The organism is Staphylococcus sp. EG-SA-15, from assembly GCF_017151895.1.
Taxonomy (GTDB): domain Bacteria; phylum Bacillota; class Bacilli; order Staphylococcales; family Staphylococcaceae; genus Staphylococcus; species Staphylococcus aureus.
Genome location: NZ_JACVZN010000003.1, coordinates 41,841 through 59,410, shown reverse-complemented (window position 1 = coordinate 59,410; position 17,570 = coordinate 41,841). Strand labels below are relative to the sequence as shown.

The 17,570-nt window shown below is 33.2% G+C and carries 20 protein-coding genes; 15 read left to right on the top strand and 5 right to left on the bottom strand.

All coding sequences use genetic code 11. The features are described from left to right. Positions 1-239: 239 nt before the first annotated feature. From modA to IDG64_RS03325, 5 genes are all read left to right on the top strand, one after another. Positions 240-1,022, top strand: coding sequence for a molybdate ABC transporter substrate-binding protein (modA, locus tag IDG64_RS03345; protein WP_000769517.1), 783 nt, complete (start codon positions 240-242; stop codon positions 1,020-1,022). A 13-nt stretch (positions 1,023-1,035) separates the two neighbouring features. After that, positions 1,036-1,707, top strand: coding sequence for a molybdate ABC transporter permease subunit (modB, locus tag IDG64_RS03340; protein ID WP_001113093.1), 672 nt, complete (start codon positions 1,036-1,038; stop codon positions 1,705-1,707). After that, on the top strand, positions 1,708-2,313 hold the full coding sequence (locus tag IDG64_RS03335) for an ATP-binding cassette domain-containing protein (protein ID WP_000913019.1): 606 nt from the start codon (positions 1,708-1,710) through the stop codon (positions 2,311-2,313). 169 nt (positions 2,314-2,482) lie between these two features. Next, positions 2,483-3,487, top strand: a complete 1,005-nt coding sequence (locus IDG64_RS03330; RefSeq protein WP_000076917.1) for a ThiF family adenylyltransferase — start codon at positions 2,483-2,485, stop codon at positions 3,485-3,487. Positions 3,488-3,517: 30 nt separating this feature from the next. After that, entirely contained in the window at positions 3,518-4,024 is a 507-nt protein-coding gene (locus tag IDG64_RS03325; protein ID WP_000503820.1) for a MogA/MoaB family molybdenum cofactor biosynthesis protein, read from the top strand. Position 4,025: 1 nt separating this feature from the next. On the opposite strand, the gene moaC is transcribed toward IDG64_RS03325, so the two are convergent. Continuing rightward, positions 4,026-4,520 carry a cyclic pyranopterin monophosphate synthase MoaC gene (moaC, locus tag IDG64_RS03320; RefSeq protein WP_000134536.1) on the bottom strand — a complete coding sequence of 165 codons (495 nt, stop codon included), beginning with the start codon at positions 4,518-4,520 and terminating at the stop codon, positions 4,026-4,028. Between the two features lie 62 nt (positions 4,521-4,582). Between moaC and IDG64_RS03315 the strand changes: the two genes are divergently transcribed. Genes IDG64_RS03315 through moaA form a run of 6 tightly spaced genes read left to right on the top strand, consistent with a single transcriptional unit; the run spans position 4,583 to position 8,671 of the window. Next, complete coding sequence (locus IDG64_RS03315) at positions 4,583-5,842, top strand: molybdopterin molybdotransferase MoeA (RefSeq protein WP_000259726.1); 1,260 nt, start codon at positions 4,583-4,585, stop codon at positions 5,840-5,842. Continuing rightward, on the top strand, positions 5,839-6,324 hold the full coding sequence (gene mobB, locus IDG64_RS03310) for a molybdopterin-guanine dinucleotide biosynthesis protein B (protein ID WP_000602949.1): 486 nt from the start codon (positions 5,839-5,841) through the stop codon (positions 6,322-6,324). Before IDG64_RS03315 ends, mobB begins: the two co-directional genes overlap by 4 nt. 13 nt (positions 6,325-6,337) lie before the next feature. Continuing rightward, on the top strand, positions 6,338-6,784 hold the full coding sequence (locus tag IDG64_RS03305) for a molybdenum cofactor biosynthesis protein MoaE (protein ID WP_000808500.1): 447 nt from the start codon (positions 6,338-6,340) through the stop codon (positions 6,782-6,784). 5 nt (positions 6,785-6,789) lie between these two features. Further along, positions 6,790-7,023 carry a molybdopterin converting factor subunit 1 gene (gene moaD / locus IDG64_RS03300; RefSeq protein WP_000866971.1) on the top strand — a complete coding sequence of 78 codons (234 nt, stop codon included), beginning with the start codon at positions 6,790-6,792 and terminating at the stop codon, positions 7,021-7,023. A gap of 6 nt (positions 7,024-7,029) precedes the next feature. After that, positions 7,030-7,629, top strand: a complete 600-nt coding sequence (gene mobA / locus IDG64_RS03295; protein WP_000643988.1) for a molybdenum cofactor guanylyltransferase MobA — start codon at positions 7,030-7,032, stop codon at positions 7,627-7,629. A gap of 19 nt (positions 7,630-7,648) precedes the next feature. Then, positions 7,649-8,671, top strand: a complete 1,023-nt coding sequence (gene moaA, locus IDG64_RS03290) for a GTP 3',8-cyclase MoaA (RefSeq protein ID WP_000230173.1) — start codon at positions 7,649-7,651, stop codon at positions 8,669-8,671. Between the two features lie 378 nt (positions 8,672-9,049). On the opposite strand, the gene IDG64_RS03285 is transcribed toward moaA, so the two are convergent. Next, the gene (locus IDG64_RS03285) at positions 9,050-9,235 is read right to left on the bottom strand and encodes a hypothetical protein (protein WP_001789125.1); all 186 of its coding nucleotides are present in this window, start codon (positions 9,233-9,235) and stop codon (positions 9,050-9,052) included. A 125-nt stretch (positions 9,236-9,360) separates the two neighbouring features. On the opposite strand from IDG64_RS03285, the gene sarV reads away from it, so the two are divergent. After that, positions 9,361-9,711 carry an HTH-type transcriptional regulator SarV gene (sarV, locus tag IDG64_RS03280; protein ID WP_000066900.1) on the top strand — a complete coding sequence of 117 codons (351 nt, stop codon included), beginning with the start codon at positions 9,361-9,363 and terminating at the stop codon, positions 9,709-9,711. A gap of 101 nt (positions 9,712-9,812) precedes the next feature. On the opposite strand, the gene IDG64_RS03275 is transcribed toward sarV, so the two are convergent. After that, entirely contained in the window at positions 9,813-11,024 is a 1,212-nt protein-coding gene (locus tag IDG64_RS03275; RefSeq protein ID WP_000184405.1) for an MFS transporter, read from the bottom strand. Beyond that, entirely contained in the window at positions 11,017-11,457 is a 441-nt protein-coding gene (locus IDG64_RS03270) for a MarR family winged helix-turn-helix transcriptional regulator (protein WP_000951058.1), read from the bottom strand. Before IDG64_RS03270 ends, IDG64_RS03275 begins: the two co-directional genes overlap by 8 nt. 161 nt (positions 11,458-11,618) lie before the next feature. Between IDG64_RS03270 and IDG64_RS03265 the strand changes: the two genes are divergently transcribed. Continuing rightward, a complete protein-coding gene (locus IDG64_RS03265; protein ID WP_000600971.1) occupies positions 11,619-12,383 on the top strand; it encodes a VOC family protein in 765 nt (254 codons plus the stop codon). Here IDG64_RS03265 and IDG64_RS03260 read toward each other — a convergent pair. Beyond that, the gene (locus IDG64_RS03260) at positions 12,375-12,626 is read right to left on the bottom strand and encodes a hypothetical protein (RefSeq protein ID WP_001566779.1); all 252 of its coding nucleotides are present in this window, start codon (positions 12,624-12,626) and stop codon (positions 12,375-12,377) included. The two genes, IDG64_RS03265 and IDG64_RS03260, sit on opposite strands and share 9 nt — an antisense overlap. Before the next feature lie 388 nt (positions 12,627-13,014). Between IDG64_RS03260 and femX the strand changes: the two genes are divergently transcribed. Together femX and IDG64_RS03250 are read left to right on the top strand one after the other, a co-directional pair. Continuing rightward, entirely contained in the window at positions 13,015-14,280 is a 1,266-nt protein-coding gene (gene femX, locus IDG64_RS03255) for a lipid II:glycine glycyltransferase (RefSeq protein ID WP_000413863.1), read from the top strand. A 115-nt stretch (positions 14,281-14,395) separates the two neighbouring features. After that, on the top strand, positions 14,396-17,563 hold the full coding sequence (locus IDG64_RS03250) for an efflux RND transporter permease subunit (protein ID WP_000592315.1): 3,168 nt from the start codon (positions 14,396-14,398) through the stop codon (positions 17,561-17,563). Positions 17,564-17,570: the final 7 nt, after the last annotated feature.

Below are 17,570 nucleotides of genomic sequence, written 5' to 3'. Positions count from 1 at the left end.
AAATTTTAACATATTTGCTTAAGTTTGAAATTTGATTGATAAAAATTAATAGCGAGCAATCTGTTTGATTTAAATTGAATTCGAGAATATACATACTAGGGCATCAATTAATAAATATCAATCTTATGCAAATTTGACAATTGTTTGAATCAATATATAAACAGGCAACGGTTCTTTTCAAATATAATAGTAAGTGTATAATGAAAATGTAAATATTATTAAAAATGGGGGTTCACTCAATGAAATTGAAACGTTTATTTGCTGTTGTGATTGCAATGCTTTTAGTATTAGCTGGTTGCTCTAATTCTAACGATAATAATGAAAGTAAAAAAGATGACGCAGACAATGGTAAGAAACAAGAGATTCAAGTTGCAGCGGCAGCAAGTTTAACAGATGTAACCAAGAAATTAGCTTCAGAATTTAAAAAAGAGCATAAAAATGCTGATATTAAATTTAACTATGGTGGATCAGGGGCATTAAGAAAACAAATTGAATCAGGCGCACCTGTTGACGTATTTATGTCTGCAAATACTAAAGATGTAGATGCATTAAAAGACAAGAATAAAGCGCATGATACATATAAATATGCGAAAAATAGTCTAGTATTAATTGGTGATAAAGATTCAAATTACACTTCAGTAAAAGACTTAAAAGACAATGATAAATTAGCATTAGGTGAAGTGAAAACTGTACCAGCAGGAAAATATGCGAAACAGTATTTAGATAACAATAACTTATTTAAAGAAGTCGAAAGTAAAATCGTTTATGCTAAAGATGTAAAACAAGTATTAAATTATGTTGAAAAGGGTAATGCGAAACAAGGTTTTGTGTATAAAACTGACTTATATAAACAAAATAAAAAAATTGATACTGTAAAAGTAATTAAAGAAGTAGAACTTAAGAAGCCAATCACATACGAAGCTGGTGCTACATCAGATAGTAAATTAGCAAAAGAGTGGATGGAATTCTTAAAATCAGATAAAGCTAAAGAAATACTAAAAGAATACCACTTTGCAGCATAAGGAGTTGTAATCCATGCCTGACTTAACACCTTTTTGGATATCAATACGAGTTGCTGTAATCAGTACGATTATTGTAACGGTTTTAGGTATTTTTATATCTAAATGGTTGTATCGTCGTAAGGGTTCGTGGGTTAAAGTATTGGAAAGTTTATTGATATTACCTATTGTTTTGCCGCCAACGGTATTAGGTTTTATTCTATTAATCATCTTCTCGCCAAGAGGACCAATCGGTCAATTCTTTGCGAATGTACTACATTTACCTGTAGTGTTCACTTTGACAGGTGCTGTGATAGCATCTGTCATTGTTAGTTTTCCACTAATGTATCAACATACTGTGCAAGGCTTCAGAGGTATAGACACGAAAATGATTAATACAGCTAGAACAATGGGAGCAAGTGAAACGAAAATTTTCCTCAAATTAATTTTACCATTAGCTAAACGCTCTATTTTAGCAGGTATAATGATGAGTTTTGCTCGTGCATTAGGTGAGTTTGGTGCTACATTAATGGTTGCAGGATATATTCCAAATAAAACGAATACACTACCTTTAGAAATATACTTCTTAGTGGAACAAGGTAGAGAAAATGAAGCGTGGTTATGGGTATTAGTGCTAGTCGCATTCTCTATTGTGGTTATATCTACAATTAATTTATTGAATAAAGATAAATATAAGGAGGTCGACTAGATGCTTAAAATCAATGTGAAATATCAATTAAAGAACACTTTAATTCGCATCAATATAGATGATACTGAACCAAAAATTTATGCAGTTCGTGGTCCATCTGGCATTGGTAAAACTACTGTTTTAAATATGATTGCCGGATTACGTAAAGCAGATGAAGCTATTATCGAAGTGAATGGGCAATTACTTACTGATACGGCAAAAAACGTGAATGTTAAAATTCAACAACGACGTATTGGATATCTGTTTCAAGACTACCAATTGTTTCCTAATATGACGGTCTATAAAAATATTACTTTTATGGCTGAACCATCTGAACACATCGATCAATTAATTCAAACTTTAAACATTGATCATTTGATGAAACAATATCCTATGACATTGTCAGGTGGAGAGGCACAACGTGTAGCACTTGCACGTGCACTTAGCACGAAACCAGATTTAATTTTATTAGATGAACCTTTTTCTAGTTTGGATGATACTACAAAAGATGAGAGTATTACATTAGTTAAACGTATTTTCAACGAATGGCAAATACCAATCATATTTGTGACACATTCAAACTATGAAGCAGAACAAATGGCTCATGAAATTATTACAATTGGGTAAACATTTATTTGCCATTAAAGAGTTTAGAACGTATTTAAAATTGTAGAAGTGAATGCTTCTATCAGCATTTTAATGATGTTTTAAACTCTTTTTTAGGGGCAGTTTTTTTGAGAGACATTGACGCGCGTCATATAATGAAAGTAATGATAAAAAGAAAGGATAACTTAATGTGAGTCAAGAACGTTATTCAAGGCAAATTTTATTTAAACAAATAGGTGAAATAGGTCAAAGCAAAATAAATCAAAAATGTGCGTTGATTATTGGTATGGGCGCATTAGGTACACATGTGGCCGAAGGACTTGTTAGAGCAGGCATTGCTAAACTAATCATTGTTGATAGAGATTATATTGAATTTAGTAATTTACAAAGACAAACATTGTTTACTGAAGAAGATGCTTTGAAAATGATGCCTAAGGTGGTTGCAGCTAAAAAGCATTTGCTAGCTTTACGTAGTGATGTTGATATTGATGATCATATTGCCCATGTGGATTATTATTTTTTGGAAACACATGGACAGGACGTTGACGTTATTATTGATGCAACCGATAACTTTGAAACACGACAACTGATTAATGATTTTGCATATAAACATCGTATACCTTGGATTTATGGTGGTGTTGTACAGAGTACATATACAGAAGCTGCATTTATACCTGGTAAAACACCTTGCTTTAACTGTTTGGTACCACAATTGCCAGCATTAAATTTAACATGTGATACAGTAGGGGTCATTCAACCTGCCGTGACGATGGCAACAAGTTTACAATTAAGAGATGCGATGAAAGTATTAACGGAACAACCAATTGACACAAAAATAACTTATGGCGATATTTGGGAAGGTAGTCATTATTCATTTGGTTTCAGTAAAATGCAACGTTCAGACTGTACAACTTGTGGAGATGTACCAAGTTATCCGTATTTAAACAAGAATGAACAACGTTATGCAACATTGTGTGGTAGAGACACTGTACAGTATGAAAATGCATCAATTACACACGACATTCTTGTTCAATTTTTAAAACAACATCAACTAAATTATCGCAGTAATTCGTATATGGTTATGTTTGAATTTAAAGGACACCGCATTGTTGCTTTTAAAGGTGGAAGGTTTTTAATACATGGCATGACACGCACATCAGATGCCACACATCTAATGAATTTATTGTTTGGATAAAAAAAGATAAGACAAAAGGAGTGTAATATTATGGGCGAACATCAAAACGTTAAATTGAATCGTACAGTTAAAGCAGCCGTACTAACGGTATCAGATACTAGAGACTTTGATACAGATAAAGGTGGTCAATGCGTGCGCCAACTATTACAAGCAGATGACGTTGAAGTGAGTGACGCACATTATACAATTGTGAAAGATGAAAAAGTAGCCATCACGACGCAGGTGAAGAAGTGGTTAGAAGAAGATATTGATGTCATCATTACGACTGGTGGAACAGGTATTGCACAACGTGATGTGACGATTGAAGCAGTAAAACCACTTTTAACTAAAGAGATAGAAGGCTTTGGGGAATTGTTTAGATATTTGAGTTATGTTGAAGATGTTGGCACGCGTGCATTATTGTCTCGTGCTGTAGCAGGTACAGTTAATAATAAATTGATATTTTCGATTCCAGGATCAACAGGCGCAGTTAAATTAGCATTAGAAAAGCTCATTAAACCAGAATTAAATCATCTGATTCATGAGCTTACAAAATAATTTATTGATTTGATTGGCGTTGAAAATCTCCAGATTTACCGCCAGACTTGCTTTCAAGGTAGGTTTCGCCAATAATCATACCTTTATCAACTGCTTTCGTCATGTCGTAAATGGTTAAAGCCGTTGCTGATGCAGCGGTTAAAGCTTCCATTTCAACACCGGTTTTGCCAGTTGTAGAGACAGTTGTTTGAATGTTTAAAGTATAAAGGGGTGCATTTGTTTCATCCCAGCTGAAGTGAACATCTATGCCAGTCAATGGTAATGGATGGCACATCGGAATAATTGTTGATGTATTTTTGGCAGCCATAATACCAGCGATTTGAGCAGTGTTCAATACATTGCCTTTGGTATTGGTGTTATTAGAAATCTGCTTAAAAATAGTTTTATTTACAGTAATGCTTGAATGAGCGACAGCAGTTCTTTTTGTAATTTGTTTGTCTGATACATCGACCATTTTGGCGTGGCCTTGTTGATTAATATGAGTAAACTCAGTCATTTTACCCCTCCTAGTGCATCTAGTATATCATGAAAAAATAAAAGTTTTGGAGATGATTTTTAATGGTAGTAGAAAAAAGAAACCCAATCCCAGTTAAAGAAGCAATTCAACGTATCGTTAATCAGCAGAGTTCAATGCCGGCAATTACGGTAGCACTTGAAAAAAGTCTAAATCATATCTTAGCAGAAGATATTGTAGCTACTTATGATATACCAAGGTTTGATAAATCACCTTATGATGGTTTTGCAATTCGCAGTGTTGATTCACAAGGGGCAAGTGGTCAGAATCGCATTGAGTTTAAAGTGATTGATCATATTGGTGCAGGTTCAGTTTCTGATAAATTAGTTGGGGATCACGAAGCGGTGCGTATTATGACTGGAGCACAAATACCTAATGGCGCAGATGCTGTTGTTATGTTTGAACAAACGATTGAACTAGAAGATACATTTACAATTCGTAAACCATTTTCAAAAAATGAAAATATATCTTTAAAAGGTGAAGAAACAACGACAGGCGATGTTGTTCTAAAAAAAGGACAAGTAATTAATCCAGGGGCTATCGCGGTCCTTGCAACATATGGCTATGCAGAGGTTAAAGTTATTAAGCAACCGAGTGTCGCTGTTATTGCAACAGGAAGCGAATTATTAGATGTTAATGATGTATTAGAAGATGGAAAAATTCGTAACTCTAATGGCCCAATGATTCGTGCCTTAGCAGAAAAATTAGGTCTTGAAGTTGGTATTTACAAAACACAACAAGATGATTTAGATAGTGGCATACAAGTCGTTAAAGAAGCTATGGAAAAACATGATATCGTTATTACAACGGGAGGAGTTTCTGTTGGAGATTTTGACTATTTACCTGAGATTTATAAGGCTGTAAAGGCGGAAGTGTTATTTAATAAAGTAGCAATGCGTCCTGGTAGCGTAACAACGGTTGCATTTGCAGATGGAAAGTATTTGTTTGGATTATCTGGAAATCCATCAGCTTGTTTTACAGGATTTGAACTATTTGTGAAACCAGCTGTTAAACATATGTGTGGCGCACTAGAAGTCTTCCCGCAAATAATTAAAGCAACATTAATGGAAGATTTTACCAAGGCAAACCCATTCACACGATTTATACGTGCTAAAGCAACGTTAACAAGTGCTGGAGCTACTGTAGTACCTTCAGGATTCAATAAATCAGGTGCGGTTGTAGCGATTGCACATGCTAACTGTATGGTCATGTTACCAGGAGGGTCACGTGGTTTTAAAGCGGGGCATACAGTAGATATTATATTGACTGAATCTGACGCTGCTGAAGAGGAACTTCTTTTATGATTTTACAAATTGTAGGTTACAAAAAGTCTGGTAAGACAACATTGATGAGGCATATTGTCTCTTTCTTAAAGTCATATGGTTATACAGTTGCTACTATTAAACATCATGGGCATGGTAAGGAAGATATTCAATTACAGGATTCAGACGTCGATCACATGAAGCATTTTGAAGCGGGGGCAGATCAAAGTATTGTACAAGGTTTTCAATATCAGCAAACTGTAACACGTGTAGATAATCAAAATCTTACTCAAATTATTGAAAAATCTGTTACAATTGACACCAATATCGTATTAGTTGAAGGCTTTAAAAATGCTGATTTTGAAAAAGTCGTAGTCTATCGAAATGAAGAAGAGTTGCAAGTATTACAACAATTGTCGAATGTTTGTTATAGCATTAATGTAAGGGAGCATGAAGATTTTACAGCATTTGAGCAATGGTTATTAAATAAAATTAAAAATGATTGTGATACACAATTAACATAGAGGATTGAAATGAATGAAACAATTTGAAATCGTGACAGAACCGATACAAACAGAACAATATCGTGAATTCACTATAAATGAATATCAAGGTGCAGTAGTTGTTTTTACCGGTCATGTTCGCGAATGGACTAAAGGCGTCAAAACGGAATATTTAGAATATGAAGCGTATATTCCAATGGCTGAAAAGAAATTGGCACAAATTGGAGATGAAATAAATGAAAAATGGCCTGGAACGATAACGAGTATTGTTCATAGAATAGGGCCATTACAAATTTCAGATATCGCTGTATTAATTGCGGTTTCTTCACCGCATCGTAAAGATGCCTATCGAGCAAATGAATATGCAATTGAGCGTATAAAAGAAATTGTTCCGATTTGGAAAAAAGAAATTTGGGAAGATGGTTCAAAATGGCAAGGGCATCAAAAAGGGAATTATGAAGAAGCGAAGAGGGAGGAATAAGAGAGATGAAGGTACTTTACTTCGCAGAAATTAAAGATATATTACAAAAAGCACAGGAAGATATTGTGCTTGAACAAGCATTGACTGTACAACAATTTGAAGATTTATTGTTTGAACGTTATCCGCAAATCAATAATAAAAAGTTTCAAGTTGCTGTAAATGAGGAATTTGTACAAAAATCGGATTTCATTCAACCTAATGATACTGTTGCATTAATTCCACCGGTTAGTGGAGGTTAAGGGAGCATGAAAGCAATAATTCTTGCAGGTGGTCATTCAGTGCGATTTGGTAAGCCCAAAGCTTTTGCGGAAGTGAACGGTGAGACCTTTTATAGTAGAGTAATTAAGACATTAGAATCAACAAATATGTTCAATGAAATTATTATTAGTACAAATGCGCAATTGGCAACGCAATTTAAATATCCAAATGTTGTTATAGATGATGAGAATCATAATGATAAAGGTCCATTAGCAGGAATTTATACAATCATGAAGCAACATCCTGAAGAAGAATTGTTTTTTGTCGTTTCTGTTGATACACCAATGATTACTGGTAAAGCTGTAAGCACGTTGTATCAGTTTTTAGTTTCTCATCTTATTGAAAATCATTTAGATGTCGCAGCTTTTAAAGAAGATGGACGTTTTATTCCAACAATTGCATTTTATAGTCCGAATGCATTAGGCGCTATAACTAAAGCACTACATTCTGATAATTACAGTTTTAAAAATGTATATCATGAATTATCAACGGATTATTTGGATGTAAGGGATGTAGATGCGCCCTCATATTGGTACAAAAATATAAATTATCAGCATGATTTGGACGCTTTAATTCAAAAATTGTAAGCTGTTAGGAGGTCCACAAATGGTAGAACAAATAAAAGATAAACTAGGACGTCCCATCCGTGACTTACGGTTATCTGTGACAGATCGGTGTAACTTTAGGTGTGATTATTGCATGCCTAAAGAGGTATTTGGAGATGATTTCGTATTTTTACCTAAAAATGAACTTTTAACGTTTGATGAAATGGCTAGAATCGCTAAGGTATATGCAGAATTAGGTGTAAAAAAAATACGCATTACAGGTGGAGAACCATTGATGCGACGGGATTTAGATGTACTTATAGCTAAATTAAATCAAATCGATGGTATTGAAGATATTGGTTTGACTACAAATGGTTTGTTATTAAAAAAGCATGGACAAAAGTTATATGATGCTGGGCTGCGCAGAATTAATGTCAGTTTGGATGCTATTGATGATACGCTATTTCAATCAATCAATAATCGTAATATTAAAGCGACTACGATTTTAGAACAAATTGATTACGCGACGTCTATTGGTTTGAATGTAAAAGTAAATGTTGTTATACAAAAAGGTATTAACGATGATCAAATCATACCAATGCTTGAATATTTTAAAGATAAACATATAGAGATTCGATTTATAGAATTTATGGATGTTGGTAATGATAATGGATGGGATTTCAGTAAAGTTGTAACTAAAGATGAAATGCTTACAATGATAGAGCAGCACTTTGAAATCGATCCTGTAGAACCAAAATATTTTGGGGAAGTAGCAAAATATTATCGCCATAAGGATAATGGTGTTCAATTTGGTTTGATTACAAGTGTTTCACAATCATTTTGTTCTACATGTACACGCGCAAGGCTGTCATCAGATGGGAAGTTTTACGGATGTTTATTTGCAACTGTCGATGGATTTAACGTTAAAGCGTTTATTCGTTCTGGCGTGACCGACGAAGAATTAAAAGAACAATTTAAAGCTTTATGGCAAATAAGAGATGATCGATATTCAGATGAGAGAACTGCTCAAACAGTTGCCAATCGTCAACGTAAAAAGATAAACATGAATTATATTGGTGGTTAATGTGTAGGGACCACTACATATTAAATCATTAGAGATTCTTTAATATTTCTGTCTTACTCCCTAAAATACAATATTATTTATTAAAGTAAAAACGGTCATATCTATGCCAGATTTAATAGAAATGATCGTTTTTAAAGTTTTTACAAATTGGCGGGGCCCCAACACAGAAGCTGACGAAAAGTCAGCATACAATAATGTGCAAGTTGGCGGGGCCCCAACATAGAGAATTTCAAAAAGAAATTCTACAGACAATGCAAGTTGCGGAACGGGGCCCCAACACAGAAGCTGACAAAAGTCAGCATACAATAATGTGCAAGTTGGCGGGGCCCCAACATAGAGAATTTCAAAAGAAATTCTACAGACAATGCAAGTTGGGGATCAACGAAATAAATTTTGTGAAAAGGTTATTTCTGTCCCACTCCCAAAAATCACTACATAATAAATCTTTAAGGGCTCTTTAACATTGTTGTCACACTCCAAGTCATTGAGTTGTAATATATCTTTTTTAGGTATAAATGTTGTCGAATAAACAACAAGTTGTCCAAAAGATATAAATCTAAACAAGATATAGCCAGCAATTTAATATTTGTAATAGATAAAATGCTAAGTTTGATATATAATAAATTTAAGTAATTGTATAATAATATGAATTACAAACATCTAAGAAGAAACATAGGAGGCATCATATTATGAGTAATAAAGTTCAACGTTTTATAGAAGCAGAAAGGGAGTTAAGTCAGTTAAAGCACTGGTTAAAAACAACACATAAGATTTCAATTGAAGAATTTGTAGTACTTTTTAAAGTGTATGAAGCTGAAAAGATTAGCGGTAAAGAATTGAGGGATACATTACATTTTGAAATGCTATGGGATACAAGTAAAATCGATGTGATTATCCGTAAAATCTATAAAAAAGAGCTTATTTCTAAATTGCGTTCTGAAACGGATGAAAGACAAGTATTCTATTTCTATAGTACTTCTCAAAAGAAATTGTTAGATAAAATTACTAAAGAAATAGAAGTGTTAAGCGTTACAAACTAAAAACTTAAAAAGCATGCCAATCAGTACATCATAATTGCGTCTTGGGGACAGACAAATGATGAATAGAGATTGGCATGCTTTTTATTTTTGAATATAAATATTTAGTTCATGGCATTTCTAGTTACATGACGTCCATGAATTAAGAAGTAAACAAGCATAGTAATGATTGCTAAAGCGGCCATAAAGCCGAAGATTTCACTATATGAAAACATATGAGTAAATAACCCAAGGAATGATGGACCGAAGCCGACACCTGCATCTAGACCAACGTAAAAAGTAGATGTCGCGATACCATATTTAATCGGAGGTGAGACTTTTATCGCAATAGATTGCATTGCAGATGATAAATTTCCATACCCTAAACCTAGGCAAGCCCCAGCAAGTAATATTAACCAGCTTTGATAGCTTGAAATTAAGCATACAAATGAAAGGAAAAGCATGATAAATGCTGGGTAGACAATAATATTTTCATTTTTATCATCCATCAATCTACCAGCAATAGGTCTAGTAATTAACGATGCTATAGCATAGCAAATAAAGAAATAGCTTGCTGCAGTTACTAGGTGTCGCTCTAAAGCAAATGCTTGTAAATAAGTTAGGATGGACGCATAGGTAACGCCAATTAAAAGCATAATTACAGCAACAGGAATGGCCTCTTTTGCAATAAATTGATGAATACTAAATCTTGGTTTATCAATGACTTTAGTTTCAGTTTTGTTATTTGTTACTTCGAAATCAACTTTTATAAATAATGAGATAATGAGTCCGAGTATGCCTAATATGACACAAATAATAAACAGTAAATCAATTGCGTATTTTGTAATAAGTAACATGCCTAGAAATGGGCCAATCGCTGTACCTAATACTAAACTTAAAGAAAATAAACTGATGCCTTCACTTTTTCTATTAACAGGGGTAACGTATGCCGCAATAGTACCTGTTGCAGTTGTCACAACTGCAGTTGCGATACCGTTTATGAGACGTACAAAGATTAAAAAAGCTAAAGATCCATCAATAAAATAAAGTAATTGCGTGATAATTAAAGCAATTAAACCAATAAATAATAATCGTTTAGGTCCGATTTGATTTACAAATTTACCTGTAGCAAATCGACCAATTAAAGACCCGACAATAAATAGTCCTACAACTAATCCGGCTAATGAATCGGAAGCGTCGAAAGCTTGCTTACTATAGCCAGCAATAACTACAAGTAACAAATACATGCATAAGTATACGATAAAGTTGACAAAAAAGTTGATTGTAAAACTTTTGGTGAAAATAGGTGATTTATTTAATGAGCCTTGATTAGTCATTGTGTGCCTCCTTTAATAATATTTCATGAATTTGATTCATCACATTTATGGTTTCTTGCATTTGATCTTGCGAAATGTTTGTTTTGGCAACTACTGCTTGTTGGAGCTTTTGTACATCAAGACAAACAATCTCATATAATTCATGCCCTTTAGGTGTTAAAGTTAAAAACTTTTGTCGTTTATCCTCTAAACTGTTTTCTACTGTTATAAGATCATTTTCTATTAGAGCTTTTAAAGTTTTTCTTGCAGTAGGCTTTTCAATTGCACGTCTATGTGAAATTTCAATGAGAGTAGTGGGCTGATGTTTAGCGATATCGCGTAAGATTAACCATTGGCCATAATATATATTGTGTTTTTCTAAAATCGGCTCGGCTAATTTTAAATAGGGGCGATATATTGTTATAAAACTATTGAAAAATTCTTGTGATAGCATAGTGACATCTCCTAAGACAAAATAGTTAGCTTAGCTAACCTTTTTACAACAATAGTAATTATAAAACGGGAGCAATTAGAAATCAATATATAATTATTAAGAGCAAAAATAATTATACTTTGTTAAAATAAGCGTAATTACATGTAAATAGGGGGATACTAATGATATTGAAATTTGATCACATCATTCATTATATAGATCAGTTAGATCGGTTTAGTTTTCCAGGAGATGTTATAAAATTACATTCAGGTGGGTATCATCATAAATATGGAACATTCAATAAATTAGGTTATATCAATGAAAATTATATTGAGCTACTAGATGTAGAAAATAATGAAAAGTTGAAAAAGATGGCAAAAACGATAGAAGGTGGAGTCGCTTTCGCTACTCAAATTGTTCAAGAGAAGTATGAGCAAGGCTTTAAAAATATTTGTTTGCGTACAAATGATATTGAGGCAGTTAAAAATAAACTACAAAGTGAGCGGGTTGAAGTAGTAGGTCCGATTCAAATGGAAAGAGATACACATAAAGATGGTAAGGTAAAGTGGCAATTGCTTTATATAATGAATCAGGATGATGATGAAATTAAGCCACCATTTTTTATTCAATGGGAAGAAAGTGATTCCATGCGTACTAAAAAATTGCAAAAATATTTTCAAAAACAATTTGCAATTGAAACTGTTATTGTGAAAAGTAAAAACCAATCACAAACAGTATCGAATTGGTTGAAATGGTTTGATATGGACATTGTAGAAGAGAATGACCATTACACAGATTTGATTTTAAAAAATGATGATATTTATTTTAGAATTGAAGATGGTAAAGTTTCAAAATATCATTCGGTTATCATAAAAGACGCACAAGCAACTTCACCATATTCAATTTTTATCAGAGGTGCTATTTATCGCTTTGAACCATTAGTATAAATATACGTAAGTGCTATGAGCGAGAATGCCCATATGAATAATGGCAAGCACAATGGAAAGAATCGTTAATATATTATTTAATCGTGATGACTTAATTAAAATGAAAAAGATTGATAATATAAATGTGAAAAAGATAAGTATAACCCGTAAACTAAAGTAATTCACGGTGAGAGGTTGACTCAATGTCATAATGATTGCAACGATGTTCATAATTATAAATAGACTTAAAATAATTGTTCTCATATCAAACACCTCATTGTTAGATTATTGACATTATAACAGGGGTAATTGTATATGAACATTAATGTGGTTGCTTGAGGAAAAATTTATTCATTGAAGTCAAGTTGGTTCATTTTAGAAATGAATATCGTGTTAGATGATGAAAGTATATTGAAGTATAGGTAACTAGTTGAAAAGTATTAATTGTACGATAACATTAAATTTAACACGAAACATAGATATAAAATGATTCACAATTAAAATGGGTAAATTTGAACTTGCTAAACTATTAATTGGAGCATGGACATTTCAAAAATAAGAGTTCAAATCTTACACAAGCTCTGAATCGACACTATAAGATACAAACTGTATAATTAAAGGTATTGTTAAATAGAAGGAGATATCATAAATCATGGAAAAGATGCATATCACTAATCAGGAACATGACGCATTTGTTAAATCTCACCCAAATGGAGATTTATTACAATTAACGAAATGGGCAGAAACAAAGAAATTAACTGGATGGTACGCGCGAAGAATCGCTGTAGGTCGTGACGGTGAAGTTCAGGGTGTTGCGCAATTACTTTTTAAAAAAGTACCTAAATTACCTTATACGCTATGTTATATTTCGCGTGGTTTTGTTGTTGATTATAGTAATAAAGAAGCGTTAAATGCATTGTTAGACAGTGCAAAAGAAATTGCTAAAGCTGAGAAAGCGTATGCAATTAAAATCGATCCTGATGTTGAAGTTGATAAAGGTACAGATGCTTTACAAAATTTGAAAGCGCTTGGTTTTAAACATAAAGGATTTAAAGAAGGTTTATCAAAAGACTACATCCAACCACGTATGACTATGATTACACCAATTGATAAAAATGATGATGAGTTATTAAATAGTTTTGAACGCCGAAATCGTTCAAAAGTGCGCTTGGCTTTAAAGCGAGGTACGACAGTAGAACGATCTGATAGAGAAGGTTTAAAAACATTTGCTGAGTTAATGAAAATCACTGGGGAACGTGATGGCTTCTTAACGCGTGATATTAGTTACTTTGAAAATATTTATGATGCGTTGCATGAAGATGGAGATGCTGAACTATTTTTAGTAAAGTTGGATCCAAAAGAAAATATAGCGAAAGTAAATCAAGAATTGAATGAACTTCATGCCGAAATTGCTAAATGGCAGCAGAAGATGGAAACATCTGAAAAGCAAGCTAAAAAAGCGCAAAATATGATTAATGATGCGCAAAATAAAATTGCTAAAAATGAAGATTTAAAACGAGACCTAGAAGCTTTAGAAAAGGAACATCCTGAAGGTATTTATCTTTCTGGTGCACTATTAATGTTTGCTGGCTCAAAATCATATTACTTATATGGTGCGTCTTCTAATGAATTTAGAGATTTTTTACCAAATCATCATATGCAGTATACGATGATGAAGTATGCACGTGAACATGGTGCAACAACTTACGATTTCGGTGGTACAGATAATGATCCAGATAAAGACTCAGAACATTATGGATTATGGGCATTTAAAAAAGTGTGGGGAACATACTTAAGTGAAAAGATTGGTGAATTTGATTATGTATTGAATCAGCCATTGTACCAATTAATTGAGCAAGTTAAACCGCGTTTAACAAAAGCTAAAATTAAAATATCTCGTAAATTAAAACGAAAATAGATTAACGACTGAAATCTGAACGCTCATAAGACTGTCATTTGCGTTCAGATTTTTTACACAATATAGAATGGTTGAGTAAAATATTTTTGAATATAGTGAAAGAGGGGGAAGTACTGTGATAAAAAAGCTATTACAATTTTCTTTGGGGAATAAGTTTGCTATCTTTTTAATGGTTGTTTTAGTTGTCTTGGGCGGTGTATACGCGAGTGCTAAATTGAAATTAGAATTACTACCAAATGTACAAAATCCAGTTATTTCAGTTACAACAACAATGCCGGGTGCAACGCCACAAAGTACCCAAGATGAAATAAGTAGTAAAATTGACAATCAAGTAAGATCGTTGGCATATGTGAAAAATGTTAAAACGCAATCCATACAAAATGCTTCAATTGTAACAGTTGAATATGAAAATAATACAGATATGGATAAAGCAGAAGAACAGCTTAAAAAAGAAATCGATAAAATTAAATTTAAAGATGAAGTTGGTCAACCAGAATTAAGACGTAATTCGATGGACGCTTTTCCAGTTTTAGCATATTCATTTTCAAATAAAGAGAATGACTTGAAAAAAGTAACGAAAGTACTGAATGAACAATTAATACCAAAATTACAAACGGTAGATGGTGTGCAAAATGCGCAATTAAATGGGCAGACGAACCGTGAAATCACCCTTAAATTTAAGCAAAATGAACTTGAAAAATATGGGTTGACTGCTGATGATGTAGAAAACTATCTAAAAACGGCAACAAGAACAACACCACTTGGATTGTTCCAATTTGGTGATAAAGATAAATCAATTGTTGTTGATGGTCAATATCAATCTGTTGATGCTTTTAAAAACATAAATATTCCATTAACGTTGGCAGGAGGACAAGGGCAATCTCAATCCCAAAGTGACAATAAACAAAATTCAGCCATGTCAGACGTTAATCAGGCATCACCACAGCAAAATTCAAAAGCGTCAGCATCAAATAATATAAGTGGTATGCCGACAGCGAAACTAGGAGATTTAGCTGATATTACAGTTGGTGATGTGCGTACTTCTATTTCTAAAACGAATGGAAAGGATGCGGTTAATCTACAAATAACTAAAGCTCAAGATGCCAATACAGTTCAAGTAGCCAAAGATGTACAACGTAAAATTGATACATTCGTTGATGAAAATAAAGATTTTAATGTCACAAAAACAATGGATACTGCAAAGCCTGTTGAGAAATCACTTTATACGATGGTTGAAAAAGCATCATTAGGTACAATCGTGGCAATTATAGTTATTTTGCTGTTTTTAAGAAACATTCGTACGACGGCAATTTCTATTATATCCATTCCGTTATCACTTCTTATGGCGCTTATTGCTCTGAAATTGAGTGATGTTTCATTGAATATACTAACGTTAGGTGCATTAACAGTAGCGATTGGACGTGTGATAGACGATTCGATTGTAGTTGTTGAAAATATTTATCGACGCTTAACAGATTCAGAAGAACAACTAAAAGGTGAAAATTTAATTATCAGTGCGACAACTGAAGTATTTAAACCAATAATGTCATCGACACTAGTTACTATTATCGTCTTCTTACCACTTGTGTTTGTATCAGGTTCAGTAGGCGAAATGTTTAGACCTTTTGCATTGGCTATTGCATTTAGTTTATTAGCATCGTTATTAGTGTCAATTACACTCGTTCCAGCTTTGGCAGCAACACTATTTAAAAAAGGCGTTAAACGTCGTAATAAACAACATCAAGAAGGATTAGGTGTTGTTAGTACAACTTATAAAAAAGTATTGCATTGGTCACTAAATCATAAGTGGATTGTAATTATATTAAGTACATTAATTTTGGTTGCAACTATTGTATTTGGAGGACCGAGACTAGGCACTAGCTTTATTTCAGCAGGTGACGATAAATTTTTAGCTATTACTTATACACCGAAGCCTGGTGAAACGGAGCAAGCAGTGTTGAATCATGCGAAAGATGTTGAAAAATATTTAAAACAGAAAAAGCATGTAAAAACAATTCAATACTCAGTTGGTGGTAGTAGTCCAGTAGATCCAACGGGTAGTACAAATAGTATGGCAATCATGGTTGAATATGATAATGACACGCCTAATTTTGATGTAGAAGCGGATAAGGTTATTAAACATGTAGATGGCTTTAAACATCCTGGAGAGTGGAAAAATCAAGATTTAGGAACAGGTGCAGGTAATAAATCTGTAGAGGTTACTGTGAAAGGCCCATCAATGGATGCCATAAAATCAACTGTAAAAGATATTGAACAGAAAATGAAACAGGTTAAAGGACTAGCCAATGTCAAATCTGATTTATCGCAAACATATGATCAGTATGAAATTAAAGTTGATCAAAATAAAGCGGCAGAAAATGGTATTTCTGCAAGTCAACTTGCAATGCACTTGAATGAAAACTTACCAGAAAAAACAGTTACGACTGTTAAAGAAAATGGTAAAACTGTTGATGTTAAAGTCAAACAAAATAAGCAAACAGACTGGTCAGAAGATAAGTTGAATAATATAACTTTGAAAAAGCCGACTGGTGGTACGATTAAATTGGGAGATATCGCTACGTTAGTTAAAACAACGACACCAAGTAAATTAACGCAAGAACAAGGAGATTATGCAACGACGGTATCTGCTAAAGTAACAAATAAAGATGTGGGTGGCACAACACGACAAGTGATGTCTAAAATAAATAATTTGGACAAACCGAATAATGTAAAGGTTAATATCGGTGGTGCATCAGATGATATTAACAATGCAATGACACAATTAGCCTTTGCAATGTTAGCTGCAATCATTATCGTATATTTAATCCTAGTTATTACATTTAAAGGTGGCCTAGCACCATTTACAATTTTATTCTCTTTACCATTTACAGTTATCGGTGTAATTATTGCACTATTAATCACAGGAGAAACAATATCAGTACCAAGTTTAATTGGTATGCTAATGTTAATTGGAATCGTAGTAACAAATGCCATTGTGTTAATAGACCGTGTTATTAATAATGAGCAACAGGGCATGGAGATGAAAGAAGCATTAATCGAAGCAGGCGGTACTAGAATTAGACCGATATTAATGACGGCGATTGCAACAATTGGTGCATTAGTTCCTTTGTTATTTGGTCAAGATAGCTCGATTCTTATTTCGAAAGGATTAGCTGCTACAGTTATTGGTGGTTTAATTTCATCAACTTTATTAACACTTGTAGTTGTACCAGTAATATATGAAATTCTCTTTACTTTAAAAAAACGATTCACTAAACGATAGATAATAT

What these genes read in the sequence shown, in the direction of transcription:
- IDG64_RS03305 (WP_000808500.1), top strand. Translation starts at nt 6,338, where the DNA reads ATGAAACAATTTGAAATCGTGACAGAACCGATACAAACAGAACAATAT.
- moaA (WP_000230173.1), top strand. Translation starts at nt 7,649, where the DNA reads ATGGTAGAACAAATAAAAGATAAACTAGGACGTCCCATCCGTGACTTA.
- sarV (WP_000066900.1), top strand. Translation starts at nt 9,361, where the DNA reads ATGAGTAATAAAGTTCAACGTTTTATAGAAGCAGAAAGGGAGTTAAGT.
- IDG64_RS03315 (WP_000259726.1), top strand. Translation starts at nt 4,583, where the DNA reads ATGGTAGTAGAAAAAAGAAACCCAATCCCAGTTAAAGAAGCAATTCAA.
- moaC (WP_000134536.1), bottom strand. Translation starts at nt 4,520, where the DNA reads ATGACTGAGTTTACTCATATTAATCAACAAGGCCACGCCAAAATGGTC.
- IDG64_RS03325 (WP_000503820.1), top strand. Translation starts at nt 3,518, where the DNA reads ATGGGCGAACATCAAAACGTTAAATTGAATCGTACAGTTAAAGCAGCC.
- modB (WP_001113093.1), top strand. Translation starts at nt 1,036, where the DNA reads ATGCCTGACTTAACACCTTTTTGGATATCAATACGAGTTGCTGTAATC.
- IDG64_RS03270 (WP_000951058.1), bottom strand. Translation starts at nt 11,457, where the DNA reads ATGCTATCACAAGAATTTTTCAATAGTTTTATAACAATATATCGCCCC.
- IDG64_RS03260 (WP_001566779.1), bottom strand. Translation starts at nt 12,626, where the DNA reads ATGAGAACAATTATTTTAAGTCTATTTATAATTATGAACATCGTTGCA.
- mobB (WP_000602949.1), top strand. Translation starts at nt 5,839, where the DNA reads ATGATTTTACAAATTGTAGGTTACAAAAAGTCTGGTAAGACAACATTG.
- modA (WP_000769517.1), top strand. Translation starts at nt 240, where the DNA reads ATGAAATTGAAACGTTTATTTGCTGTTGTGATTGCAATGCTTTTAGTA.
- IDG64_RS03275 (WP_000184405.1), bottom strand. Translation starts at nt 11,024, where the DNA reads ATGACTAATCAAGGCTCATTAAATAAATCACCTATTTTCACCAAAAGT.
- moaD (WP_000866971.1), top strand. Translation starts at nt 6,790, where the DNA reads ATGAAGGTACTTTACTTCGCAGAAATTAAAGATATATTACAAAAAGCA.
- mobA (WP_000643988.1), top strand. Translation starts at nt 7,030, where the DNA reads ATGAAAGCAATAATTCTTGCAGGTGGTCATTCAGTGCGATTTGGTAAG.
- IDG64_RS03335 (WP_000913019.1), top strand. Translation starts at nt 1,708, where the DNA reads ATGCTTAAAATCAATGTGAAATATCAATTAAAGAACACTTTAATTCGC.
- IDG64_RS03265 (WP_000600971.1), top strand. Translation starts at nt 11,619, where the DNA reads ATGATATTGAAATTTGATCACATCATTCATTATATAGATCAGTTAGAT.
- femX (WP_000413863.1), top strand. Translation starts at nt 13,015, where the DNA reads ATGGAAAAGATGCATATCACTAATCAGGAACATGACGCATTTGTTAAA.